We start from the raw sequence: 24,961 nt of genomic DNA on the forward strand, positions 1-24,961 counted from the left end.
TATGCCATTCGACATCGCCCAGCTTTTGCGCACCAACAAGACCATGGCCATTTGGGCAGCCTTTTTCGGGTTGGTGTGGCTGACCAGTTATTACGGCCTGTTCGGGCTGGTCTTTATCACCTATATCCTGTGCTTTTTGTTTAACAGCCCCATCGAGCGGCTGGCCGCCAAGACCCGATGGCCCCGGGTGCTCTGGGCCGTGGTCGTCTATGTGGTTTTTCTGGCAGTGGTGCTCACCATCATCTCCTCGGTGGTGCCCCGGATCGGGGCCGAATCCTCGGCGTTTCTCAAAAAACTGCCCGACACCCTGGAAACCCTGCGCAAGCATCTCGACAACTGGGCCTGGCTGGCCCCGGACATGGCCGCGCCCATTGCCAAGGTCAAAGACTATTTGACCCTTGAGGCGTTGGTCGGGGTCAAGACCGAGACGCTTTTCTCCCTGGCTGTCAATTCGCTCAATCAGATCTCCATTTACGTCTCGACCTTTCTGCTCGGCACGCTGTTTAGCTTCCTCATCATGCTTGATTTCCCCAATCTGCGCGCCAAAACCATTGCACTGCGCGACTCCCGGCTGCGCGACATTTACGATGTCACGGCCCGCAGCGTGGTGCGGTTTGCCGTCGTGGTCGGCATGGGGTTTCGGGCGCAGATGCTCATTGCGGCCCTGAACACCCTGCTCACGGCGCTTGGCCTGTATATCCTCGGCATCCAGCCTGTCGGGCTGTTGTCCACGGTGGTCTTTTTTTGCGGTCTTATCCCGGTGCTGGGCACGTTCATTTCTTCCGCGCCCATCGTGTTGGTGGCCGTCAACACCGCCGGCCCCAATCACGCCCTGTGGGCCATCGTCATGATCATCATTGTGCACACCATTGAGACCTATATTTTAAACCCGCGCATCGTGGCCGCCATGTTCAAGATCAGCCCGCTGATCACCTTGATGATCCTCTATGTCGGGCACAAGCTGTTCGGATTGTGGGGCATGGTGCTCGGCGTGCCGGTGACGGTGTTTATTCTGCGCCACGTCATCCTTGGCGTGGATATGGATAGCCCGAAGAGCGAAGCCGCCTCCCCGTATCTTCCCCAAAACGGGGGAAAAGGCGGCGGCAATGGCTAAGGGCTGGCGACGACTGACGGGGTTTTTCGCAATGGCTTTGACGGTTGCGGCGCTGCCGGTCATCACAAGCCGGCCGGCCCGGGCCGGGCTGGAGGAAGGCCGCACCGCCTGGCGCGATGGCGATTTCGCCAAGGCCTTTGAGGAATTCCTGCCCCTGGCTGCAGCCGGGGACATCACGCTGCAAAACCAGATTGCAGCCATGTACTACACCGGCCAGGGCGTGCCCCAGGATTTCGTCAAGGCGGCCGAATGGTTTAAAAAGGCCGCTACCGCCGGCAGTCCCGAGGCCCAGTACTGTCTGGGCAAGTTATATTACTACGGCCAGGGCGTGCCCCAGAACTTCGAGGAAGCCGTCAAATGGCTCACCGATGCAGCCCTTGGCGGCAAAGGCGGGGCGCAATTTCTGCTGGCCACGTTGCAACTGTACGGCAAGGGCACCCAAGCCAACCCGGTCAAAGCCTATTTCTGGACGCTGCTGGCGGTTGCCGCCCCGGATCTGCCGGCCGAAGACAAGACCGGGGCTGTGGCCCTGCGTGATCAGATTGCAGCCAGCCTGTCCAAACGCCAGATGGAATCCATGCAAACCATGGTGCGCAACTGGTCGCCACGAAAGACCACCCCGGCCCCGGCCGCCCCCCGCCGAGGACTCCCGTAAGAGTGCCTCCGGCGGCCGGGGGGGATAATCCCCCCCGGACCCCCTTGCCAGAAGAAATTTTATAAGGGGGACTATGTTGCAGCGGCGGACGTTGCCCCCCTAAACCCCTTGCCTTTCAGGTGGGATTCCAAAGGGCTCAGCCCTTTGGCCGCCGGAGGCCTCTTCCGCCTTCTGCCTTCTGCCTTCCTCTCGCTCCTCACCTACCCGAAATCCGGCCAATCCTTTTCAAAGCGCACTTTCCCTTTGGTTTTCTTGAATTTGCGCAACAGCACGTAGAGCGCACCAGCGCCGCCGTGGCGCGGTTGCGCGGTGCTAAAGGCCAGGACGGCGCGTTTGAGGGGATCGTGGGTGAGCCAGGATTTGAGTTCTTCCTTGAGCACCGGCAGCCCGCCCGGCGAGTTCGACCCCCGGCCGGGTATGACGAGCAGGCAGCGTTTGCCGGCCATATAGTGTTCGCGCACGAAATGAAGCAGGGTCAGCTTGGCTTGGTCGACAGTAAACCCGTGCAGATCGAGGTGGGCTTCGGGTGAGAACTGGCCGGCCCGCAGTTGGCGATAGATTTTGGGATCGAGGTCGGTGATGAACCCCTGCACGTATTCATCGCTGTATTCCAGGGTGAATTCCACCCGCCCTTCCACCAGTTCGCGCAGGGCCTCCAGGGCTTTTTGCTCCTCGTCGGCGGCCGACGGAGCTGTTGGCGGGGGTGGTGTCGGGCGCACGTCGCGGCCGCCGGTTTTGTCCCGGTCAAAGCGGGAGACGCCGTTCATGGCCCGCAGGAAGTCCGATTCGGCGGTTTCGCCGGGCGTATCCGGTTTGGAGGCGGCGCTGAGCGCCTTGGCCACAGCCGGCGGCACGTCTTTTTTCCTGGCCACCTTGACGCCTTTGAGGACGCCGGAAAAGGGCCGAAACGCGGTTGGATCTTCTTTTTTCGCCATGGCCCGGGAAGCTACCGGCAACCACCGGCCTTGGCAAGCCGGGATCAGCCGGGCCGGGCCGGCCTGACAGTTGGTGGAGCCGGCACAGTTTTTGGCCAGCGGCCACCTTCTGTCGGTATGGGCCGTTCCAGGACCGCCTGCGGCGGCCCGGGGCAATGGATCGCTGGCTGCCTACGATTTGAAAAGTTTATCGATCAAACTACTTTTTGAAACTTGGAAAATGGCATGGCTTGCGCCCATGAGAATGAGAAAGGACCCACCGATGTCGGGAAGGCTTGGAAAAAATGCCTGTTTATTAATGGCAACGCTGAACGCAGTTGCATCGATAATGCAGACACGTTGCGAAAGAAACGCCAAATAGCAGGTTGCCAGAACGATGGTCATAAGAACGCACTGCATCCTTGAAATGGTGAGTGACGGCGTACTCCCTGCGGCATCGTCCGAGAACAACTGTGCAAAGCGGGTAAAAAAGCCTTGAATTCCAACCACCTTGGGACAGTTGATCCCGGGCGTGGATTTGGAAATGAAGGTGGCGGCCACGGGACTGGCGGCGACGATGCCAAGCAGGACCAGCAAGTCGGTGTCCAGCCCCGGGTAGAGGTCAATGGGCTTGGCTGCTGCAGCGGCATAATTGACCCCGAAGAACAGATTGAACAGGGTCATGACGGTGTAGCCGCCCATGACAATGGCCGTCCACAAAAAGGCCTGGGCCCGGGACAGGCTGGCGCAGCCGGAGTTCAGATCGAGGACCATGCCAAAGGCGTCGTCGTGCAGGATCAGGCCGACGCCGACACCTAAAAGGAGCAGCGCCGCAACGACGCACAGCAATGGGATGCGAAGGGAAATATGGCTGTCCTGCGTCACGACCAGCCCAAGGGCCGACGTGGCAACCGGCATGGCAAGCGACGGGATGCTGTTGGGGACCGCTGGGTTGGTCTTGGCGCGGGTTGTTGCAATGGCGGTTGCGAAACACGGGTTTGCAGGTTTATCGCTGCACATGCCGGTGGCGTTCAAGGCCAGTTCTGCGGCCGCATTGGTCAGGACCGCACCCGCAGTAAAGAGGATAAAGGTTGCAACAATCAGGATCGAGCCGAAAAACTTTGGGTTTTTAAGCTGTTCGAACACGATTGCCCTCCACGGTTTGCCTTTCCGGTCGGGGGTGACAATGCTCTTTACGATGTGTAGTCCTTTTTTATTATTTTATGATAAATATGCAAGTGCAAGTTGGTCTTTTCTGCCCTGCGAGTGCCTCGCTCGGTCCTTTTCAGAAGGGCTTGCCACATAACAGCATAATGCCCTTATGGTTTTATGTGCAAAAACACAGGGAACGCTTTTGGAAATCCGACACACGGCACTTCCTGTCGGGCGTTAGGAGCCAAATCGTTCCAGCCGTTTGCCGCTGGTGGGTGGCTGGGACTGCGTGGTTTGGGATCGCCTGAATGCGGCGGGCTGGCTGGGAGGAGGAGCATATCCAGCGCCGGGCTCCGGCCGGCTCTGGCCTTTGGGACCGCCCTGTTGTAATGCTGGCAGGGCCGGGGTTTACGCGGAGGATTCACCGGGTGGTTGACGCAATCCGAAGCTGCCTTATTATGTAAACTTGCCGGACAACCAGCCGGAAAACCGGGAGATAAAGCCCATATGAGCGTTGAATACAAGGATTATTACAAAGTCCTGGGGGTGACCAAGGCCGCCAGCCAGGAGGAAATATCCAAGGCGTTTAAGAAAAAGGCCCGTAAGCACCATCCCGACCTCAATCAAAACGATCCCGAGGCCGAGAAAAAGTTCAAGGAATGCAACGAGGCCTATGAAGTCTTAAAAGACCCGGAAAAGCGCAAGCTTTTTGATTCGTTGGGTGCCAACTGGCAGCATGGCCAGAATTTCCAGCGTCCGCCGGGTTTTGAAAACGCACAGTACAATTTCGGCGGCCAGGGCGGCCAGCAGTTTGATGCCGGGGCGTTTTCCGACTTCTTTGAGACCGTCTTTGGCGGCGTCGGCGGCAGTGGCGGCGGCCGGGGGCGGCCGGGGGGCGCTTCGTTTGGCGACTTCGGCGGTTTCGGCGGGGCTGGCGGCTTTGGCGGTGCCGCCGGCTATTCCCGTGGCCCCACGCGCGGTTCCGACGCCAACGCCACCCTGGAACTCACCCTGGAGGAAGCCTACCGGGGCGGAGCCAAGGAAGTGGCCTTCCAGGAGCAGACCATCGGCCCCGACGGCGCGCCGCGCCTGGGGTCCAAGCGCCTCAATGTCTCCATCCCGGCCGGGGTGCGCGACGGGGCGAAAATCCGCCTGTCCGGCCAGGGCAATGCCGGTCGGGCCGGGGGCAAGGCCGGGGATTTGTATTTGAAGGTCAGGATCATGCCCCATGCCCTTTTCAAGCTGGAAGAGAGCAACGTCATCCTCGATTTGCCGCTGGCCCCCTGGGAGGCCGCACTCGGGGCCAAGGTCCGGGTGCCTACCTTGGACGGGGCCGTGGAAATGTCGATTCCGGCCGGCTCGTCGTCGGGGCGCAAGCTGCGTCTGACCGGCAAGGGCCTGGGCGGCCAAGGCAAACGCGGCGACCAGTTGGTGCGGCTTATGGTGCAGGTTCCGGGCAGCCTCACGGATGCGGACCGGGAGTTGTGGGAAAAGTTGGCCGCGTCGTCGGATTTTAACCCCCGGCCGTTTTAGGTCCAAGCGAGGTCGCCATGGAGATCAAGCATATTGTCATTGCCGGCAGCGTCCCGGCCCGGTCCGAACGCTTAAGCTTTTCCCAGGTGCAGGAGCTGACCGGGTTGCACCCTACTGTTGTGGGGGAGCTGATCGAGCTTGGCTGGATCAGCCCGGAACATACGACGGCCGACGCCTACCTGTTTCGCACCCGGGATGTCTACCGGCTGCGTAAACTTGACCGCATCCAGCGGGATTTTGAGCTGCCGCTCTTGGGCGCAAGCATTGTGGTCGATCTGCTGGAACGCATCGAGTACCTGGAAGGCAAGGTTTCCGAGCTGAATCGGCTTTTGTAGCGCACATATTGAGCTTTGAAGCAGCCAGTGCTGCATCAATATTTTTTACACGACATGTTGTTTGCATGATTTCTGATGGGTGGTATTGCCAAATTCGCATACGTTCTTATCTCTGATGCAGCCACGGAGGAGGACATTGTATGGATCTCAATAAATTCACGCAGAAATCCCAGCAGGCCATCGGCGAAGCCCAGACTGTTGCTGTGCGCATGGGCCAGCAGCAAGTGGAAGCCGAACATCTGCTCTATGCGCTTTTGGCCCAGGAGCAAGGGCTGGTGCCGCGCATCCTGGACAAGGCCGGCTACAATACCCAGACCTATCTGGCCGAACTCGAACGCGGCCTTGGCCGGCTCCCCCGGGTCAGCGGACCTGGGGCTGCCCCGGGCAATATCTACGTCACGCCGCGGCTTAACGAAATCCTGGTCAAGGCCCAGGATCTGGCCCGGCATTTAAAGGACGAATACGTCAGCGTCGAACATCTGTTCCTGGCCTTTTGCGACGAGCCGCCTTCGACCCTGGCCGGACAGGTCAATGCCTCCCTTGGCGTCACCAAGGACCGCATCCTGGCCGCCTTGAACGAAATACGGGGCGGCCAGCGCGTCACCTCGGCCGATCCCGAGGCCACCTACGAGGCCCTGTCCAAGTACGGCCGCGATCTGGTCGAGGACGCCAAGAAGGGCCGGCTTGATCCGGTCATCGGGCGCGATGAGGAGATTCGGCGCGTCATCCGTATTCTGTCGCGGCGCACCAAGAACAATCCCGTGGTCATCGGCGAGGCCGGCGTTGGCAAGACAGCCATCGTCGAAGGCCTGGCCATGCGAATCGTCAATAAGGACGTGCCCGAGGGCCTCAAAGACAAGACCATCTTTGCTCTGGACATGGGCGCGCTTATTGCCGGCGCAAAATACCGGGGTGAGTTCGAGGAACGGCTCAAGGCCGTGCTCAAAGATGTCCAGACGTCGGAAGGCCGCATCCTGTTATTTATCGATGAGCTGCACACCATCGTCGGCGCGGGCAAGACCGAAGGCTCCATGGACGCGGGCAATCTGCTCAAGCCCATGCTGGCCCGGGGCGAACTCCACTGCATCGGGGCCACGACTCTGGACGAGTACCGCAAGTACATCGAAAAAGATCCGGCCCTGGAGCGGCGGTTCCAGCCGGTCATGGTGGACGAGCCGACGGTCGAGGACACCATTTCCATCCTGCGCGGGCTGCGCGAGCGTTTCGAGGTGCACCACGGCGTGCGCATCAGCGACTCCTCGCTGGTGGAGGCGGCCGTCCTGTCCCAGCGCTACATCGCCGACCGCCAGTTGCCGGACAAGGCCATCGACCTCATCGACGAGGCCGCGGCCATGATCCGCACCGAAATCGATTCCCTGCCGGCCGAGCTGGATCTGATAAACCGCAAGGTCATGCAGTTGGAAATTGAGCGCGAGGCGCTTCGCCGGGAAACCGACAAGGCCTCGCGGGAACGGCTGGAAAAGCTTGAAGAGGAGTTGGCCAATCTCAAGGAAGACCAGGGCGTGTTTGTGGCCCAGTGGGAGCGCGAGAAGGCCGTGGTGGACGTCCTGCGCCGGCTCAAGGAAGATATCGAAAAGACGCGCCAAGCCATCGAAGTGGCCGAGCGCGACTACGACCTCAACCGGGCGGCCGAATTGCGCTACGGGCGCCTGGCCACCCTGGAGCGCGATCTGGCCGGCCAGGAAGAGGCCATTGCCAAGTCCTCGGGCGGCACGCGCATGATTCGCGAGGAAGTGACCCCGGACGACATCGCCATGGTCATTTCCCGCTGGACCGGCATTCCGGTCACGCGCCTGCTTGAAAGCGAGCGCGAGAAGCTCTTGCGTCTGGGCGATGTGCTCCACGACCGGGTCGTGGGACAGGACGAGGCCGTGACGGCCGTGGCCGATGCCGTGCTGCGCGCCCGGGCCGGGCTCAAAGATCCCGGCCGGCCCATCGGCTCCTTTATTTTCCTGGGACCAACGGGTGTTGGCAAGACCGAACTGTGCAAGACCCTGGCTGCGGCGCTGTTTGACACCGAAGACAACATGGTGCGCCTGGACATGTCGGAATACATGGAACGCCACACCGTGGCCCGGCTCATCGGCGCGCCTCCGGGCTACATCGGCTACGACGAGGGCGGCCAGTTGACCGAAGCCGTGCGCCGCAAGCCCTACAGCGTGGTGCTCTTTGACGAGATCGAAAAGGCGCACAGCGATGTGTTCAATACGCTGTTGCAAATCCTCGACGACGGCCGGCTCACCGACAGCCACGGCCGGACCGTGGATTTTAAAAACACCATCATCATCATGACCTCCAACATCGGTGCCCAGTATCTGCTCGACGGCATCCTGCCCTCCGGGGAATTCAAGGAAGGCGTGTCCGAGGCGGTCATGAACACGTTGCGCGGGCATTTCAGGCCGGAGTTTTTAAACCGCGTGGACGAAACAGTGCTGTTTAAGCCGCTGTTGCGCGCACAAATCGCGTCCATTGTGGAATTGATGCTGGGCGGGCTGCGGGCCAGGCTTGCCGACCGCAAGATCGGGCTGACTCTTAGCGACGCGGCCAAGGCCTTTATCGCCGAGACGGCCTACGATCCGGTCTACGGCGCGCGGCCGCTGCGGCGTTACCTGCAAGCCCATGTGGAGACGCCGCTGGCCAAGGCGCTCATTGGTGGTCAGGTGGTCGATGGCCAGACCGTCACTGTGGACGTGACCGACGGTTCACTGGTTTTCGTCTAAGGAATGACTGCACCGGCAACGCACAACGGGCCGCCTCCCCTCGGGGAAGCGGCCCGTTTGCTGTGGCGCGCGGACTGTTCGGGAAACAACGGCGGCGCTACTCGATAAGTCCGAGGGTCTTTATCAGATGCAGCAGCATGTGCTTGTCAATGGGCTTTGGCACATAGGAGGTGGCACCGCCCTTGTAATAGGCTTCCACCACGTTTTTCGGATCATCCAGGGCTGTGGTCATGATGATCTTGACTTCGTTTGACGGAGCGATGCCCCGGTCCTTTTCCAAAGCCCGAATGCGTTTGAGCGCAGTCTGGCCGTCCATCTCCGGCATCATGATGTCCATGCAGATCAGGTCGTAACAGTGCTCATCGTCCAGGGATTGGGTTACTGCCTCCACTGCTTCAAGACCGTTGACCGCAATATGGACTTCGCCATAGGGGGCGAGAATCTTCTGCAGAATTTTGCGACTGGTAAAGTCGTCTTCCACGACGAGAACACGCATAGGAGCCTCCCGGGCGCAGGGTTGCCGGCGGGTCGGGATTCCCGCTTGGCGGCGGCTGTGAAAACACACCTTTCCCCTATTTCTAAGAGATCGTGTAAAAAAAGGCAATCGCTCCAGGCCCGGCGGTGTCTTGCCTGCGGTTGCAATCCCGAGTAAGCCTTCAAAGGATGCGCGCACCGCGCACATGGAGCAAATGATGGGTTTTTGGAATACGTTGACGTTTTTTGTCGCAACCGCCGTGGAACCGAGCTGGCATAAGACCTGGCCGTTTGGTCCGGGTCTGGATGAAGGTTTTTTGTCCGTTTTTTTAAAGGGCGTTTTCATCGCCGCCATCCTTGGCGGCATGGCCTGGCTGTTGCGCTGGCTCTTTGGGCCGAGCGGGCCGCTGCGGGAGAAGGAGTTTGACGAACCTGATCCGGAAGCTCCGGTTGAGACCGCCCACAAACCCTTGTCCCGTAATGGAGACGCCGACGGCGATGGCCATGACCGAAACCATTGAGACCGCCCAGCACTGGTTCGCAGCCTTTGTCGCGGCCCATCCCGGAGCAACGCCCCTGGACGCCTCCCGGGTGGAACTCAAACGCCGCCACTGCGAACTGGTCAGGGACGAAGCCCTGGCCCTGGCCCAAAGCCTCGACCTGACCCCGCGCCAGATCACCCTGGCCGCCGTGGCCGGGCTGTGCCACGATGTCGGCCGGTTTCCGCAATACCAGCGTTACAAGACCTTTAGCGACCCGCAAAGTGCCAACCACGGCCTGCTTGGGTCGCGCGCCCTGGTCCGTCGCGGCGGTTTCCTGCCTGGTCTCACGGACCGCGAGCGCGCCCTGGTGCGGCTGGCCGTGGTCGTCCATAACCGCCGCAGCCTGCCGCCTGTGCTGGCTGCCGGCCGCGATCTCCAGGCCCTTGTCCTGGCGCAGATCATTCGCGACGCCGACAAGCTCGATATCCTGCGGATCATGATCGAGCACTTTAACGATCCGGCCGACAAGGACGACGTGGTGTTTCTGGGCCTGCCCGATCTGCCCGGGCAGTTCAATCCGGCCATTCTGGACGACATCGAAGCCGGGCGCAGCAGCCGCTACGACTATATGCATTCGGCCACCGATTTCGCCCTGCTCCTTTTGAGCTGGATCAACGATCTGGCCTTTCCCCTAACCCGGGAGTTGTTTTTTTCGCGCGGCCACGTCCAGCAACTTTTTGCCCAGTTGCCTGATGTGCCACGTCTTGCCGCCTTCAAGATCCGCTATTATGAGCGTTTCGCGCCCACGGGGGCGTGACGCGACCGAGGGGCGTCCAACATGGACTTTTCGCCGATCTTATTTGACACCGTTGTCATCGTTGCCAAAAACGAAGACAACGCCCGCCGCGACCGGCGTTCCCTGGCTTCGTTTCGACCACAGCGGGTGGAACACTTCGTTTCCGGGGCCAAAGCCCTGGCCTTTTTGCTGGCCAACCGGGTGGACATGGTGCTGCTCGACAGCCAGCTTGAGGACATGGACGCCACGCAGTTTTTGCGGGCCACCCGGCGGGACATGCGCCTCAAAGATGTGCCCATCGTCATGGTCACGGCCGCAAGCAGCCGCGAGAAAGTCCTGGACGCCATCGCCCAGGGCTGCGCCGGCTATATTCTGCGGCCGTATTCGGAAGATACCTTCGCCAAACACGTCCTGCGCGGCTGTCAGGTGGAACGGGTCACGGAAATCGAACGGCAGCAGATCGAAGACGCCCGGGAAATGATCGCCGCCGGCAATTTCGACGACGCCATCGAAGCCTTTGAAGAGATCATCTCCGAACAGAACATGGCCCAGAAATACTACGACATGGGCTGCCGGTGTCTGGTGCGGCAAAAATTCGGCCAGGCCATCATCGCCTTTAAAAAGGCCATCAAGTTCAACGATCTGTTCGCCGAGGCCTATAAGGGGCTGGCCGACGCCTACAAGGCCAAGGGCGAGATCGACGAATTCAAGCGCTATCTGCAAAAAGCCGCCGAGGTCCATGCCCAGTTCAACCGGCTGGAAGAGACCAAGGAACTGTTTATCGAGATCCTCAAATACGATGCGCTCTCACCCAACCCCTTTAACTCCCTGGGGGTCAAGCTGCGCAAGAGCGGCGATCTGGCCGGGGCGCTGCACGCCTACAGTCAGGCGCTCACGCTGACCCCGGATGACGAAAATATCCACTTCAACATGTCCAAGGCCTACTATTTCATGGGCAATGTCGAAGCGGCCAAAGGCAGCGTGGAAAAAGCCCTGGAAATAACACCCTCCTTTGAGGAAGGGCGCAAACTCTATCGCAAGCTCGCCAACCGCGAGTATCCCCGCCCGGCCACAGCCGGCGAGCATCGCCCGGCCAAAGACATGGCGCGCGACGAATAGGGGAAGCGCAAGAGGCCGGGGAAGGCAGAAGAGGCCTCCGGCGGCCAAAGGGGTGGCCCCTTTGGAATCCCTCCTGGAAGGCAAAGGGTTAAGGGGGATGGCGTTGCCGCGATGGGTGGGTGGGATCAAAATGCACTTGCGTCGGGCGGGCAATGCCGCAAGGCAAGCATGACGGGAACCACCGTTGCTCCCGTCACGCGCTTCTTTCGGCTTTCCTGGCCCCCAGCCGGCCCGTTCGCCAGGAAACGCCCATATCCCCTTGAAAAAACTTCTCCCATTCAGGGGGTCCGGGGGGGATGATCCCCCCCGGCCGCCGGAGGCCTCTTCTGTCTTCTCCTCTCTTGCACTCCCCCACTCCCGCTACGGGCTGACCAAAATCACGACGCGTCGATTTTTCGCCTGGTTTTCCGGGATGCTGCGTCCTGCCGGGTCGGTGTTGGGCGCGACCGGCAGGGTGTCGGCCAGTCCTTCGACGCGCATGTGGTCGCGGGGCACGCCGTTGTCGATGAGAAAGCGGGCCACCCGGCTGGCCCGGGCCGAGGACAGTTCCCAGTTGGAGGGATAGAGCCAGGATTCCATGGGCAGATTGTCGGTGTGGCCTTCCACGGTGATTTTATACGGCGTGCCGGCCAGGGTGGCGGCGATGTCGCGCAACAGCGGCACACCGCCGGGTTTGACCTCGGCGCTGGCCAGATCAAAAAAGGCCGCGCCGCGCAGATTGAGCTCCACGCCGTTTTCCCGAGGCTTCACTTCCACGTTGCCTGACGCAATATCGAGCTTGGCCGAAAGCTCTTTGCGAATGTCGTCGAGGCTCTTTTTGGTCGGCCCGGTGCGTTCATTGGCGGCTTTATCCGCCGGCGTTTCGGGTTTGGCCGGCTGTTGGGCCTCGGCTGGCTGGCCTTCTCCCGGCGTTTTGGCCAACTCGGGCGTTTTGGCCGGCTCGGGCTGGACCGGTTTGGGCGCAGGCGGTTCCAGCGGCGGGGTAGGTTCGCTGGCCAGGGTGGTGTGGGTGACTTTGGAGCGCACCATGGGTTTTTCGACCGGCGGTTGGGCGGGGGCTGGAGCCGGAGCCGGAGCCGGGGCGGTCCTGCCGACAACGGGCGGGGATACCCCGGGGTTTTTGCGGGGCGCGGGCTTGTCCTGGACCATGGCCTGCTGCATGGAATCGGCCACGCGCTCGTAGCGGTTGAGATCCACATGGGACACGGCCACGAGCAGCAGGAAAAAGCACAGCAACAGCGTCATCATGTCGGCCAGGGAAATAGGCCAGAGGTCTTCGTCGTCGTGGTGGCGTTTGCGCAGATCCGACAATTTGAGCACGGCAGTATGGTCCTTTTATTTCTTGCGCGGGGGCACGGAATGCCTCCGGCGGCCAAAGGGGTGACCCCTTTGGAATCCCACCGGGAAGGCAAGGGGTTTATAGGGACAACGTCTGCCGCTGCAACCCAATCCCCCCTTGAAAAACTTCTCCCATTCAGGGGGGCCGGGGGGGATGATCCCCCCCGGCCGCCGGAGGCCTCTTCGCTTTATCTTCTTCGCCTACCTGCTGCGCAGGCGGGGCGCGTCGCGGAACTCGCCGCCGGGGAAGCGGTCGGCTTCGCGGCTGATCAGTTCATCGCCGGCAAATTCCGTCTGGCGGTTCTGGGCTTTGAGATCCAGCCACTGGGCCAGGGATCGGGCAGCGCGCAGCCCGGAATAGATGGCCTTGCCGATCTTGCTTGGGCCGGTGAGTGCATCGCCGGCCACGAACACGTTTTCGATGGCCGTCATATTGAGCCAGCGCACTTCGCCCTTGCGCACGGATTCAAGCCCGAGTTCCTTGGCAAAGGGTGGCGTGGCCACTTCGCCGATGGCGGCCACGATGACCTCGGCGGCCAAGGTTTTTTCGCTGCCGTCCTGGCGGTAGGAAAAGCCGGTGACCGCCTGCTCGCCGCTAACGGCCACGGGCAGACAGCGCTCGTGCCACACGACCCCGGCCGCCTCCAGCCGTTCGATCTCCAGGGCACCGCACGGGGCCTCGGCCCGGGTGCGGCGATAGAGCATGGCCACCGAGGCCGCGCCCAGGGCCACGGCTCCATGGGCCACGTCCACGGCCGCATGGCCGGCGCCGATGACCACGACCCGTTTGCCGGCCACATCCGGCGCTTTGACCCCCGGGGCGCAGTAGTGGGCGGCCCGGATGGGAAAGAGAAATTGCAGCCCGGAGAGCACGCCGGGCAATTCCTCGCCCGGGATGCCCAGCCGGCGGGATTTCCAGGAGCCGGTGGCGATCATGATGGCCTCGTGCTTGGTGATCATGTCGCCAAGGCCCTTGACCTCGTTGCAGAAATGGTCGCCCTCTTCCTCGAAAAGCGGCGCGCTGCAACAGATTTTGGTGTGGGTGTGAAAGTTGACGCCGTAGCGCCGGGCCATGCGCAACGTGCCGGCCTCGATGCGCTCGCGTGGAATGCGGTGGCCGGGGATGCCAAAGAGCATAAGCCCCCCCGGGCGCGGCATCTTGTCGTAGACTTCCACGGCATGGCCCAGGCACGACAGGTAGCCGGCGGCAGCCAGCCCCGACGGCCCGGCACCGATGATGCCGACCGAGACGCCGCTGGCCGGCGGGGGATCGCCGCACAGAAAATTGAAATTCATGGGGTCCATGGCTGCTCCGGGTTTAGGACAGCCTACGCCAAAGCGCCGGCCGGTTCAACGCCGGAAGGTGTGACTTTTACTCGTGAATATGCGAACAAACCCGCCCTGCCGGAAGAGGGAAAGGGGCCATGACACACATCTATTGCAAACTCATCGGCTCTGCCGTGCTCTGGGGCGGCACCTGGGTGGCCGGGCGGCTGCTGGCTGCGTCCATGGGGCCTTTTTCAGCGGCCTTTCTGCGTTTTGCCCTGGCCTCGGTGTTTCTTTTCTTTCTCACCGCCCGCGTCGAGGGGCGCTTTCCCCGGCTGTCCCGCCGGGAGCTGCCCTGGCTGCTCACCCTCGCCGCAACCGGCATCTTCGCTTATAATGCCTTGTTTTTCGCCGGTCTGCGCACGGTCCCGGCCGGGCGGGCGGCGCTGATTGTGGCCTGCATCCCGTCGGTGGTGGCTCTTTTTTCCGGCCTGCTCTTCCGGGAAGCCTTCCCACCGCGCAAACTCGCCGGCATCGCCCTGTCGTTTGGCGGCGTGGGCGTTATCGTCTCGGGCGGCGACGTTGCGGCGCTTTTTGCAAAGGGTCTGTCCACCGGCGATCTGTGCATCTTCGGCTGCGTGGCCGCCTGGGCCGCCTATACCCTGGCCGGCAAAAAGGCCATGGAGCGCATCGCTCCCTACAGCGCCGTGACCTGGTCGTGCATTCTGGGGGCGCTCATGCTGTTGCCGCCGGCCCTGGCCATGGGACTAACCCGCGACGTGGCCGCTGCCCCCCCCACGGCCTGGGGGCTGGTCGCCTTTTTCGGCATCCTGGCCACGGGCTTCGGTTTCTCCTGGTATTACGAAGGAGTCAAAGCCCTTGGGCCGACCAAGGCCGGCGTTTTCATCAACCTCGTGCCGGTGGTGGCCGTATTTCTCGGCTGGCTGCTCCTGGGCGAACCCTTGTCACCGACCCTGGCCCTGGGCGGCGGACTCGTCCTTGCCGGGGTGTGGCTCACCAACCGGCAGGGGCAAAAAGGGCAGCGCGCGGCTTTGAAAACGCGATAACGGCCTTGTGTTCAGACCGGCGAGGCGCTAGTGGAGCCAAATCATACGCTCGCACGGAGTGCCCCTCGAATGGAAATGCAAACCGCCCCGGCCAGGGTTCTCATCGTTGACGACGCCCCGTCCAACCTGGCCATCCTCACCGAGACGCTGCGGGCGCACTACGATATCCGCATTGCCAGCGGTGGCTATGAGGCCTTGCGGCTGGTGGACGAGAGCCCGCCGGACCTGATTCTGCTCGATATCGTCATGCCGGACCTGGACGGTTACGAAGTCTGCCGTCGGCTCAAAGAGCGGGCCGCCACCCGCAACATCCCCATTATCTTTCTCACGTCCAAGGGTGAAGTCGCCGATGAAACCCTCGGGCTGGCTCTTGGAGCCGTGGACTACATCATAAAGCCCATCAGCGTCCCCATCGTTCAGGCCAGGGTGCGCACCCATGTGGAACTCAAGCGCCGGGGCGATCTGCTGGAAACACTCTCCATGCGCGACGGCTTGACCGGCATCCCCAACCGCCGCTTCTTTGACGACTGCCTGGACCGGGCGTGGCGGCAGGGCCTGCGCACCGCCAAACCGCTCAGTCTGCTTATGGCCGACATCGACTATTTCAAGGACTACAACGATACCTACGGCCACATGGCCGGGGACGAGTGCTTAAAGCTGGTGGCCTGCGCCCTGACCGGCGTGCTCAATCGGCCGTGCGATCTGGCGGCGCGCTTTGGCGGGGAAGAATTCACCGTCGTGCTCGAAGACACCGATATTGCCGGCGCGCTGCATGTGGCCGAAACCATGCGTGCCGCCGTACAGGATATGGGCCTGCCCCACACCGGCTCCCATATCGCCCCGATAGTGACCATCTCCCTTGGCGCGGCCTGCACCGTCCCGACCAACGCGTCCACACCCGAGGAACTGCTGTGCCTGGCCGACCGCAAGCTCTATGAAGCCAAACAGGCTGGTCGCAACCGGGCCTTTGGCGTCCAGACCTTGTAGAAGGCCCCGGCGTCTGGCTCCCGGCGCTCGCCGCACGCCAAGCTTTCCCTGGCCGGATAGGCACGCGCGCCCGCACGACCGGCGTCAGGCCGGGGCGCGCGGCGCACCCCGATCTTCGGCGTAAAAGACCGCTTGCGTGCCGTCTGTCCGCGGCCTGGGGGGCAGCCGGCACCGTGCCGCCGCTCTTGATCGTTAAAGCCTTGTCTGTTAGTTCTTTTCGGTTACAAATCGATGCTGCGGTTCTTCGCGCCGGTCCATCCGGCGTCGTCGGATACGGCTTTTGCCCAAACCTGCCACCTTCAACCCCGGGAGCGACCCATGCGCAAACGTTTTGGCCTTCTGCTGGCTGCTCTGGCCGCCTTTGTCCTGTGTTTCGGCGGCTTGGCCCAGGCTGAGGAAAAAGTGTACGTCAATGGCATCGATTTCGGCTTTCCGCCGTTCGGTTTCGTGGACAAGGCCGGCAATCCCACCGGCTTTGACGTCGAATCCCTGGACTGGATCGCCAAGAAGATGGGCTTTAAAGTCAAGCATCAGCCCATGGACTGGGACGGCATCATCCCGGCCCTGCTCGCCAAAAAAATCGACATCATCGCCTCGGGCATGAGCGCCACGGCCGAGCGTGCCCAGAAGGTCGATTTCTCCATCCCCTACTACGAAGTCACCCAGGTGCTCGTGGTCGGCGACAAGGAAAAGGGCACCCTGCCCGAGCTGCTCAAGTCCGGCAAAAAGATCGGCATCCAGCGCGGCACCGTCACGGCCAAGCTGCTGGAAGGTCTGGTCACCCAGCCCGGCTACAAGTTTGAACTGGTGCCCTACGACTCCACCGACCTGTCCATGGAAGACGTGAAGATCGGCCGCATCGCCGGTTCCGGCATGGACAGCACCATTGCCCAGGAGACCATGAAGAACCCGGGCTTCAAAGTCGCCGGCACCTTCGATGCCGCGCCCGAGAAGTACGGCTATGCCATGCGCAAGGAAGACAAGGAATTCCAGGACAAGGTCAATAAGGGCTTGAAGCTGCTGATGGCCGACCCCTACTGGAAAGAGCTTAAGGCCAAGTACGGCCTGTAAACCACTGCCTGATGTTGCCGGGTCCGCAGTGCTGCGCACTGCGGACCCGGGCGACTCCCCCGGACGTTTTTCATGGAAGGATTTCTCAAAGCCGCCCAAGCCAGTTGGGACGCCCTGCCCTATATCCTCGGCGGCCTGTGGTGGACGGCGGGGCTTATCATCGGGGCCATGCTCGTGGGTTTTCTCCTCGGCGTGCCCCTGGCTGTGGCCCATGTCTACGGCCGCCCGCTTTCCCGAAAGCTCGTCGCCGGCTATGTCTGGCTCTTTCGCGGCGTGCCCATCCTGGTCCAGCTCTACCTCTTTTATTTCGGCATCATGGCCTATCTAAGCGAAATCCCGGCCCTGTCCTTTCTGCCCCTGTCTTCCGGGTTCGTCTCGGCCGTCATCGTCCTGGGGCTGACCAGCGCCGCCTATCAGTCGCAAATTTTTCGCGGGGCCATGAACAGCCTGCCCGCCGGCCAGCTCAAGGCTGCCCGGGCGTTGGGCATGAGCGACGCCGTGGCCATCCGCACCATCGTCCTGCCGCAAGCCCTGCGGCTGGCCATACCGGCCTGGTCCAACGAATATTCCATTTTGCTCAAGGACTCGGCCCTGGCCTTTACCATCGGCGTCCTGGAAGTCATGGCCCGCACCCGGGCCGTGGCCGCCACCACCCACCAGCCGCTGCCCCTGTCGCTGCTCGCCGGCGGACTGTTTTTTTTCCTGACCTGGGCCGGCATCAAGGCCCTCAAACGGCTTGAAGCCACGGTGCGCATCCCCGGATACGCGCACCAGGGAAGTCTGTAGCATGGATGATCCGGTCATTTTGCGCGTGGAAAACGTCGTTAAGACCATCGGCGGGCAGCGTATCCTCGACGACGTGTCCCTGTCTGTCAAAAAGGGACGCCTGAAGGTGCTCATTGGCCCCTCCGGCGCAGGCAAGTCCACGCTATTGGCCTGCATCAACTTCCTGTCGCCCCCGGATTCGGGCACGATTTCCCTGGACGGCGTCCCGGTCAACGGCAAGTCGAAAAAAGAGCTGCTGGCCCTTCGCCAGCAGGTCGGCATGATCTTTCAGGATTTTAACCTGTTCGACCACTTGAGCACGCTTGATAACGTCCGGGTGGCGCTTGTCAAAGTCAAGGGCCTGGACAAGCGCGCCGCCACCAACCGGGCCATGGAAGAGCTTGCCCGGGTCGGTCTGGCCGACAAGGCCGCGCTCTATCCGGCCCAGCTTTCCGGCGGCCAGAAACAGCGCGTCTCCGTGGCCCGGGCCTTGGCCATGGACCCCAAGGTGCTGCTCCTGGACGAGCCCACCTCGGCCCTGGACCCGGAACTGATCGGCGAAGTGCTCACCGTCATCCGCGATCTGGCCGATGAAGGCATGACCATGGTCATGGCCACCCACCAGATCAGTTTTTCGGCCTCGCTGGCCGATGAATTCCTGTTTATGGAAAAGGGCCGCATCGTGGAGCGCGGCACGCCGACCACGCTGCTCGCCCGGGATTCCGGCAGCCGCACCCAGTCGTTTTGCGCCAAACTCAGCGAACTGGCCGGAGACGGCCACTGCGAGCTCGCCCCACCTAGCGGGGCGTAAGGACGCGCCGCCCCATGGATGGTTTTTTCTCTTTCGCCCTGGACCGCATCATCCCGGCCCTGGATGCCGGGTTGTGGACGAGCATCCTGCTCATTGTTCCGGCTGCGCTGCTGGGGGTTTTTATCGGTGTCAGCGTCGGTGCCGTGCGGGTCTACGGCCCGCGCCCCCTAGCCCGGTTCTGCGACGGCTATGTTTCGCTGTTTCGCGGCACGCCGCTCGTGGTGCAGCTCTATTTCTGGTATTTCGCCCTGCCAAACATCCAGATCGGTGACGTGGCCCTGGTGCTCTCGCCCATGTGGGCCTCCATCGTGGGCTTTGGCCTGTGCAGCGGGGCGTATCAGTCCGAGTACATCCGGGGCGGGCTGCTCTCGATCAAGCGCGGCCAGTTGCGCGCCGCCCAGGCCCTTGGCCTCACACCACTGCAAACCATCAGTTCCATCGTCATGCCCCAGGCCTTTCGCCGGGCGCTCCCGGGCTGTGGCAACGAAATCATCTATCTCGTCAAATATTCCTCCCTGGCCTCCATCATCACGGTCAACGACCTGACCGGCATGGGCCGCAGCCTGGCCAAATCGTCGTTTCGCAACACCGAAGTCTTTGTGGTGGTCGGGCTGTATTATCTGGCGCTGGTGACCGTTGCCGCCTTTGTCCTGCGCATAGTGGAAAAAAAGCTCGAAATCCCGGGCTTTGAAAGCAAGCGGGACTAGCCGCCATGCCCCTTGATGCCTCCCTGGCTGCCCTGCTTGGGCGCGAACTCGGCCCCGGGTTTACGACCGCGCCCGCAGCCTTAACAGCTGCGGCAACCGACGATTCCGGCCTTGTCCTGCCGCCCGAGGCGGTCTTTTTTCCCAAGAGTGCCGACGAAATCAGCCGGCTGATGGTCCTGGCCGGCCGGCACGGCTTTCCCGTGACCCCGCGCGGGGCCGGTACGGGTCTGGCGGGCGGCGCTCTGGCTGTTTCGGGCGGCGTGGTGCTCGATACCACCGCCATGAACCGTATTGTGGCCGTGGACGCGGCCAACCTGTGCGCCGTGGTCGAACCCGGGGTGGTGACCAAAACCCTGCGCGACGCCGCTGCCGCTGCCGGCCTTTTTTATCCGCCCGATCCGGCCAGCCTTGCCACCTGCACGCTTGGCGGCAACGCCGCCACCAATGCCGGCGGTCCGGCCTGCGTCAAATACGGCGTCACCCGGGATTACGTGCTGGGCCTGACCGTGGTGCTGCCCGACGGCGAAGTGGTCAAAACCGGCACCGCCACCCGCAAGGGCGTGGTCGGCTACGACCTGACCGGGTTGCTCGTGGGCTCGGAAGGCACCCTTGGCGTCATCACCGAACTGACACTCAAGCTCATCCCCCATCCCCGGGAGGTGCGGGCCGTAGCCGCCCTTTTCCCCGATGCGCGCTCCGCCGTGGCCACGGTGGCGGCCATCATGGCCGGCGGCGTATCTCCCTGCGCCCTGGAACTCATGGACCGGGCCTGCCTGGGGATTGTGGAAGAACTGTTGCCCTTTGCCCTGCCCGGCGGCGAGGTGGCGCTTCTGCTCCTTGAAGCCGACGGCGACCCGGATCAGGCCGCCCGGGACATCGGGCGCATGGAAGCCCTGTGCCGCGACCGGGGTGCCCTGGCCGTGCTGCCGGCGGCCGACGCCGCCCGGCGCGAGGCCCTGTGGGACATCCGCCGCCAGATTTCGACGCGCATCCATGAAAGCGCGCCAGTCTATCTTTCCGAAGACGTGGCCGTGCCCATCGCCCGCATCCCGGACCTCATCGCCGCCCTGCCGGCCCTTGGCCGGCGCCACAATCTCTCGCTCTACGCCTTCGGCCACGCCGGCGACGGCAACATCCACGTCAACATCACCGGCGACACCGAGTGCCGCCCGCGCACCCTGGCCCTGGCCCGGGAACTGATTGCCCTGGTCCTGGACCTTGGCGGCACCATGTCCGGCGAACACGGCATCGGCCTGGCCAAACGCTCCTTTATCGACATGGAATTGTCGCCGCGCTCCATCAGTGTGCAACGCAGCCTCAAAGCGGTTTTCGATCCGGCCGGCCTGATGAATCCGGGCAAAGTCCTGCCCTGACCCGCTTGCAGGGAGTGGGGCAATGCGCCGTGTACGCTTGAAACAGCCTCACCCTCCCGCACCCCTTTGGCCGCCCCAGGCCGCAGGCGCGTCAGGCAGCGGACACACCATGACACGTGGCACCGGCGGCCTTGAAGTTCCCGACCGCACCGGCCGCTGCCGGGCACAGGATTCCCCATGACACAGGGCACTGCCTCCTACACCACCGCGAAAGATGATTATCTCCAAGAAAATTATACTCTTGAAATAGACGAAACACAGGTAGGGAAAAGCCGGCTCAACGTTTTCGTACCGCACGTGTTTCGCGAATACGAATTCGGCGGCCTTTCTTCCGTCTTGGAATTGGCGAAATATCTCTCGGCCTTTTACGATGCAGTGCGCTTTGTCTCGCTCTTCCCGATCCCGGCACCCGAAGACTCCGTAGCCATCGCGGACTACACCCGCGGCCCGGCCAAAGAAACCGTCTCGCTGACGTCTTTGGCAGGGAACACACCACTGCCTTGCCACGACGGCGATATTTTTCTGTGCTCCTATTGGCCGAGCGTCTTCGCCTGGGATATTTTTGCGGCCAAACTTCGCGACAAGGGAAGAAAACCAAATCCCTTCTACTATTTTATTCAAGATTGGGAGCCTGGATTTTATCCCATGGGCTACAAGCACATGCTCGCTGAAGCCACGTACACATTCAGGGAAGAATGCGTACCCATATTTAATTCCATTGAACTGGCAAAGTTTTTTAAAATTAAGAATTATAAATTTAACACGGGGTATGCGATACGTCCGGCGCTGAACAATGCCCTTTACAACATCCTCAAGACGATGCACTGGGAATTACCGGCCAAGCCAAGCAATATGACGACTGTTTTAATATACGGACGCCCAAACCAGCCTCGAAACTGCTTTGATTTTATCATAGAAAGCCTTGAACGATACTTTGCATCGCCTGACGCAATTGATCCTGCACATTTGGCTTTGTTAAGTGTCGGCCTGCCCCATGCCAACATACCGTTTGGCAACGGCGCAACGCTCAAATCTCTTGGCAAACTCTCCATCCATGACTATGCCATGCTCTTGCTCAACAGTCATGTCGGCATATCGCTGATGGCTTCCCCGCACCCTTCGTATCCACCACTAGAGATGGCAACCTTTGGCCTGCAGGTTATCACCAACAATTACCTTGGCAAAGATTTAAACGGGACGCATCCGCATATCGTAGCGCTGCCAACCCTGAGCACGTCTCGTATGGCCGAGGCATTGCAAGAGGCTCTGGCCAAAGCGCACCAGATTACAAAATCACCAACAAAAGCAACGCTTCCGACTTCTTTATCCAAAGACCCCTGGCTTAGAAATTTTGAACTGTCGCAAATTCCAATACTGCACGCAAAGATCAACACGCCGATGATCTGAATGAAAACGAATACAACGCGGCCATCTCTCATTTTCGATTTATAGCCATACAGCACCCTGGCAGAGGCTTTCCAGGAAGGCGGCTTTTGCAAGACAACCCACAGGCCTTGTCGAGCTGGCCCAACGTTCGGCTGGGGGAGGCCGTGTTGCGCCCGCGCTTCGCTGCGGTGCCCCCCCGGCGCGTCATCCCGCTTGTATTGTAAGACCGGGTTGCCCGCGCTTCGCTGCGGCCTGCGGTCTGGCATCGCGTCCGGTTCGCACTGGCCGGGCCTGGCGCACAGGGAGCGCTGCCCCTTGCCGTGCCTGCGGCGCGGGGCGCTTTGACGGGGGCAAACCAAAGGATGTACGATACCGGTTCAAGCGCGTTGCGGCCGGAACCTGCCCCCGACCGGGCGGCCCGAAACATGCTCCCCCCCTGGCCGTGCGCCTCCACATCTAACCGCCCAAGGCAAAAACGCATGCCGCAAGATCAAGACGTCCTGAACAGAGAACACGCCCGACCGGGTTTTCCGGTGCTGGCGGATATCCAGCGCGTTGCGAGCGCCACGCAGAATATCCCTTTCACCGCCTTTGGGAGCGATTTCGACGAACCCGTAACGCGCATAACAGCCCAGGGCCGCCTGGAGCCCATGCTGCGCCACCTGCGCCAAGGCGACCAGGAAGGGGCGCTGCGGGCGGTGGAAAGCCTGTGTCGCAAGTTTCCCGGGTACCATTTCTATCTGGTGGAGAAAGGCGTGCAGTTGGCGGCCCTCAACCGGCTTGACGAGGCAACGGAGGCCTTCGACACGGTCTTGCAGCGAAATCCCACACACTTCCAGGCACTCAAGTACAAGGCGCTCGTCGCCTTTCTCCAGGGCGACGCCGGCGGGGCGCTGGAACTTTTCAGCCAAAGCCTGCGCCAACAGCCCGGGGATCTTTTTGCCAACCTCAATTACAGCATGATCAAGCGCGCGATTTTGCCAAGATCCCGCGATCCGCGGCCGGTTATGCCGCGAACCGTGCTCTGCACGAGCCTGCCGCCCCGCAATTTCGAACGCTCGCGCCTGGCTGTCTCCTCCTGGCTCGAGCGCGGCTTCACGGTTTTTTCCGTCAACACCCAGGCGGAAGCGGACATCCTTGCGCCGCATTTTCCCGAGGTTGCCTTTCACCTGTGCGAGACCACGGCGCGCGAGAAATTCGGCAAAGACTTCCAATATTTGTCTACGGCCATGGAGTGTCTGGCGGCAAGCGGCGGCGAGGTGGTGGGCATCGTCAACGCCGACATCGTCATGCGTGGTACACGCGAGGACTGGGCCGCCATTGCCGCGTCCGGGCGTACGGCCTTCACCTACGGCCCGCGCGTCAACATGCACAACCTTTCCGACAACCACGGCTGGGTGCACGAACCCGGGGCCGATATCTTCTTCTTTCCACCGGAATTCGCCCGCCAGGTTCCAGCCTCGGAGTACGCCCTGGGGCTGCCGTGGTGGGACATCTTCCTGCCCAACTGGGCCATGGCGTCCGGCTTCCCCATCGCCTACATCTATTCCCCCGTGGCCATGCACGAGTACCATCCCATCAACTGGGATTTCAATTTGTATTACGACTTTGGACTCTACACCATCCGGCGCTTTTTCGCGCCCATGCTGGGTGAGCTCGTGGCGGCCAATCCGGGCCGCAACCTGTATTTGCGAAAACTTGTGGCCGCCGTCGCCTTTACGGCCAAGCGCACGCCGCGGGGCGTGGCCACGCCGCTGGTATGCACAAGCGACGTCATGCGCCGGGCCAAGGCACCCATCGACCCCATGCAGTGGATACATTTGGAGTACGACACACTGGTCGTGTTTTGACATCGCGGGCAGAGCAGGCGGTAGCAACGAGGCGTATTTTTAAACACTGTAAGCTGTTAAACAAATGATGACACTATGAACCATAAGAAATGCCCCCTGTGCCACAGCGAATCAGGCACACTGAGCGAGCTTATCCCGAGCGATCTTCTTATTCGCCTGTATCAGGACCATTTCAGTATCGACACTGCGAGCCTGTTTGAGGGCAATGCCACCATTCGTTACATGGCCTGCCGGGCATGCAGCTTGCGCTATCTGTCACCCCCCATCACCGGAGACGACGCCTTCTATCAGGCGCTCCAAAAATTTGACTGGTACTACATGCCGGATAAGTGGGAATTTCGCGAAACGTCTCCCCATATCCAGCCCCAGGACCGGGTTCTCGAGGTGGCTGCGGCAAAGGACATTTTTTTGAAGCGTTGACGTGCGCTGCCTATGTCGGCCTGGAGACGAGTGCTACGGCAATCGCCGCCAACGAGCAGACCCAAAAGCGGCTCTCCCATGAAACCGTCGAGGCGCACGCAGAGACACATGCTGCGGGCTACGACATCGTATGCAGTTTTCAAGTCCTTGAACACGTGGCCGATCCTGCCAGCTTCATCACGGCATGCCTGAAAGCGCTGCGTCCGGGCGGGCTGCTTTTTTTCTCCACGCCAAACGCCGACAGCTTTGTCAGCATGGTGGTCAACTACACCCTTGATCTTGCGCCGCACCATGTCACGCATTGGCATGAGTCGACTTGGGAAAATATGCCGCAGTTTTTCCCCATGACGCTTGAATGGATCAAAAATGAGCCTTTCCAGGAATACCACCGCGCCCATTACGCCAACACCATGGCCCTTGCCTTAGCCAGACGCGCCGTGGGCCTGCCGGAAAAACGCGTCGATGCTTCTCCCGGGCACGAGGAGGCGTTGCGCCTCGCCAAGCAGCTCAATGACGCGGCCCTGGCCATCCTGGCCGATCCCCGCGTGCTGCCGGCGCGCGGCCATACGACACTGGCCTGCTTTCGCAAAAACAGCTGACGCCCG

General features: G+C 61.7%; 24 protein-coding genes. 19 read left to right on the forward strand and 5 right to left on the reverse strand.

What is annotated here, in order from left to right; translation table 11 throughout:
- The first annotated feature begins 1 nt into the window (after window position 1).
- Together GTA51_RS07235 and GTA51_RS07240 are read left to right on the forward strand one after the other, a co-directional pair.
- The gene (locus tag GTA51_RS07235) at window positions 2-1,114 is read left to right on the forward strand and encodes an AI-2E family transporter (protein ID WP_160959896.1); all 1,113 of its coding nucleotides are present in this window, start codon (window positions 2-4) and stop codon (window positions 1,112-1,114) included.
- Window positions 1,107-1,769: a tetratricopeptide repeat protein gene (locus GTA51_RS07240; RefSeq protein WP_246198035.1), complete on the forward strand. Its 663-nt coding sequence runs from the start codon at window positions 1,107-1,109 to the stop codon at window positions 1,767-1,769. The genes GTA51_RS07235 and GTA51_RS07240 overlap by 8 nt, the downstream gene beginning before the upstream one ends.
- 200 nt (window positions 1,770-1,969) lie before the next feature.
- On the opposite strand, the gene GTA51_RS07245 is transcribed toward GTA51_RS07240, so the two are convergent.
- On the reverse strand, window positions 1,970-2,704 hold the full coding sequence (locus GTA51_RS07245) for a Smr/MutS family protein (RefSeq protein ID WP_160959897.1): 735 nt from the start codon (window positions 2,702-2,704) through the stop codon (window positions 1,970-1,972).
- 171 nt (window positions 2,705-2,875) lie between these two features.
- Window positions 2,876-3,829 carry a hypothetical protein gene (locus GTA51_RS07250; RefSeq protein ID WP_160959899.1) on the reverse strand — a complete coding sequence of 318 codons (954 nt, stop codon included), beginning with the start codon at window positions 3,827-3,829 and terminating at the stop codon, window positions 2,876-2,878.
- A gap of 513 nt (window positions 3,830-4,342) precedes the next feature.
- On the opposite strand from GTA51_RS07250, the gene GTA51_RS07255 reads away from it, so the two are divergent.
- The 3 genes from GTA51_RS07255 to clpB all read left to right on the forward strand — a co-directional run bounded on the left by GTA51_RS07255 (window position 4,343) and on the right by clpB (window position 8,444).
- Window positions 4,343-5,368, forward strand: a complete 1,026-nt coding sequence (locus tag GTA51_RS07255) for a DnaJ C-terminal domain-containing protein (RefSeq protein ID WP_160959900.1) — start codon at window positions 4,343-4,345, stop codon at window positions 5,366-5,368.
- Between the two features lie 17 nt (window positions 5,369-5,385).
- Window positions 5,386-5,703 (forward strand): chaperone modulator CbpM, encoded by a 318-nt coding sequence (locus tag GTA51_RS07260; protein ID WP_160959902.1) that lies wholly within the window; start codon window positions 5,386-5,388, stop codon window positions 5,701-5,703.
- Window positions 5,704-5,843: 140 nt separating this feature from the next.
- Window positions 5,844-8,444, forward strand: a complete 2,601-nt coding sequence (gene clpB / locus GTA51_RS07265; RefSeq protein ID WP_160959904.1) for an ATP-dependent chaperone ClpB — start codon at window positions 5,844-5,846, stop codon at window positions 8,442-8,444.
- Between the two features lie 97 nt (window positions 8,445-8,541).
- Here the strand turns inward: clpB and GTA51_RS07270 are convergent, their stop codons facing one another.
- Window positions 8,542-8,940, reverse strand: coding sequence for a response regulator (locus GTA51_RS07270; RefSeq protein ID WP_160959905.1), 399 nt, complete (start codon window positions 8,938-8,940; stop codon window positions 8,542-8,544).
- 196 nt (window positions 8,941-9,136) lie between these two features.
- Here GTA51_RS07270 and GTA51_RS07275 point away from each other — a divergent pair, with 196 nt between their 5' ends.
- From GTA51_RS07275 to GTA51_RS07285, 3 genes are read left to right on the forward strand one after another with little or no spacing between them, the layout of a single operon-like run.
- The gene (locus GTA51_RS07275) at window positions 9,137-9,439 is read left to right on the forward strand and encodes a hypothetical protein (protein WP_160959906.1); all 303 of its coding nucleotides are present in this window, start codon (window positions 9,137-9,139) and stop codon (window positions 9,437-9,439) included.
- On the forward strand, window positions 9,423-10,217 hold the full coding sequence (locus GTA51_RS07280) for an HD domain-containing protein (protein ID WP_160959908.1): 795 nt from the start codon (window positions 9,423-9,425) through the stop codon (window positions 10,215-10,217). The genes GTA51_RS07275 and GTA51_RS07280 overlap by 17 nt, the downstream gene beginning before the upstream one ends.
- Window positions 10,218-10,238: 21 nt before the next feature.
- On the forward strand, window positions 10,239-11,315 hold the full coding sequence (locus GTA51_RS07285) for a tetratricopeptide repeat protein (RefSeq protein WP_160959909.1): 1,077 nt from the start codon (window positions 10,239-10,241) through the stop codon (window positions 11,313-11,315).
- A gap of 360 nt (window positions 11,316-11,675) precedes the next feature.
- On the opposite strand, the gene GTA51_RS07290 is transcribed toward GTA51_RS07285, so the two are convergent.
- Together GTA51_RS07290 and GTA51_RS07295 are read right to left on the reverse strand one after the other, a co-directional pair.
- Window positions 11,676-12,635 (reverse strand): OmpA family protein, encoded by a 960-nt coding sequence (locus GTA51_RS07290; RefSeq protein ID WP_160959911.1) that lies wholly within the window; start codon window positions 12,633-12,635, stop codon window positions 11,676-11,678.
- A 219-nt stretch (window positions 12,636-12,854) separates the two neighbouring features.
- Window positions 12,855-13,958 carry an FAD-dependent oxidoreductase gene (locus GTA51_RS07295; RefSeq protein ID WP_160959912.1) on the reverse strand — a complete coding sequence of 368 codons (1,104 nt, stop codon included), beginning with the start codon at window positions 13,956-13,958 and terminating at the stop codon, window positions 12,855-12,857.
- 119 nt (window positions 13,959-14,077) lie between these two features.
- On the opposite strand from GTA51_RS07295, the gene GTA51_RS07300 reads away from it, so the two are divergent.
- The 11 genes from GTA51_RS07300 to GTA51_RS07350 all read left to right on the forward strand — a co-directional run bounded on the left by GTA51_RS07300 (window position 14,078) and on the right by GTA51_RS07350 (window position 24,955).
- Window positions 14,078-14,986 (forward strand): DMT family transporter, encoded by a 909-nt coding sequence (locus tag GTA51_RS07300; protein ID WP_160959914.1) that lies wholly within the window; start codon window positions 14,078-14,080, stop codon window positions 14,984-14,986.
- A gap of 69 nt (window positions 14,987-15,055) precedes the next feature.
- Entirely contained in the window at window positions 15,056-15,973 is a 918-nt protein-coding gene (locus GTA51_RS07305; RefSeq protein ID WP_160959915.1) for a diguanylate cyclase, read from the forward strand.
- Between the two features lie 318 nt (window positions 15,974-16,291).
- A complete protein-coding gene (locus GTA51_RS07310; RefSeq protein WP_160959917.1) occupies window positions 16,292-17,044 on the forward strand; it encodes an ABC transporter substrate-binding protein in 753 nt (250 codons plus the stop codon).
- Between the two features lie 72 nt (window positions 17,045-17,116).
- Window positions 17,117-17,830 carry an amino acid ABC transporter permease gene (locus tag GTA51_RS07315; RefSeq protein ID WP_160959919.1) on the forward strand — a complete coding sequence of 238 codons (714 nt, stop codon included), beginning with the start codon at window positions 17,117-17,119 and terminating at the stop codon, window positions 17,828-17,830.
- Window position 17,831: 1 nt separating this feature from the next.
- Window positions 17,832-18,620 (forward strand): amino acid ABC transporter ATP-binding protein, encoded by a 789-nt coding sequence (locus GTA51_RS07320; RefSeq protein WP_160959920.1) that lies wholly within the window; start codon window positions 17,832-17,834, stop codon window positions 18,618-18,620.
- Between the two features lie 14 nt (window positions 18,621-18,634).
- Complete coding sequence (locus GTA51_RS07325) at window positions 18,635-19,327, forward strand: amino acid ABC transporter permease (RefSeq protein ID WP_160959922.1); 693 nt, start codon at window positions 18,635-18,637, stop codon at window positions 19,325-19,327.
- A 5-nt stretch (window positions 19,328-19,332) separates the two neighbouring features.
- Window positions 19,333-20,700, forward strand: coding sequence for an FAD-binding oxidoreductase (locus tag GTA51_RS07330; protein WP_160959923.1), 1,368 nt, complete (start codon window positions 19,333-19,335; stop codon window positions 20,698-20,700).
- A 177-nt stretch (window positions 20,701-20,877) separates the two neighbouring features.
- Complete coding sequence (locus GTA51_RS07335) at window positions 20,878-22,107, forward strand: rhamnosyltransferase WsaF family glycosyltransferase (protein ID WP_160959925.1); 1,230 nt, start codon at window positions 20,878-20,880, stop codon at window positions 22,105-22,107.
- A gap of 458 nt (window positions 22,108-22,565) precedes the next feature.
- The gene (locus GTA51_RS07340; protein ID WP_160959927.1) at window positions 22,566-23,936 is read left to right on the forward strand and encodes a tetratricopeptide repeat protein; all 1,371 of its coding nucleotides are present in this window, start codon (window positions 22,566-22,568) and stop codon (window positions 23,934-23,936) included.
- 75 nt (window positions 23,937-24,011) lie between these two features.
- A complete protein-coding gene (locus GTA51_RS07345) occupies window positions 24,012-24,356 on the forward strand; it encodes a hypothetical protein (protein WP_160959928.1) in 345 nt (114 codons plus the stop codon).
- A complete protein-coding gene (locus GTA51_RS07350) occupies window positions 24,353-24,955 on the forward strand; it encodes a methyltransferase domain-containing protein (RefSeq protein WP_160959930.1) in 603 nt (200 codons plus the stop codon). The genes GTA51_RS07345 and GTA51_RS07350 overlap by 4 nt, the downstream gene beginning before the upstream one ends.
- Window positions 24,956-24,961: the final 6 nt, after the last annotated feature.

The sequence above is a fragment of the Solidesulfovibrio aerotolerans genome (genome assembly GCF_009856865.1).
Taxonomy (GTDB): Bacteria; Desulfobacterota; Desulfovibrionia; order Desulfovibrionales; family Desulfovibrionaceae; genus Solidesulfovibrio; species Solidesulfovibrio aerotolerans.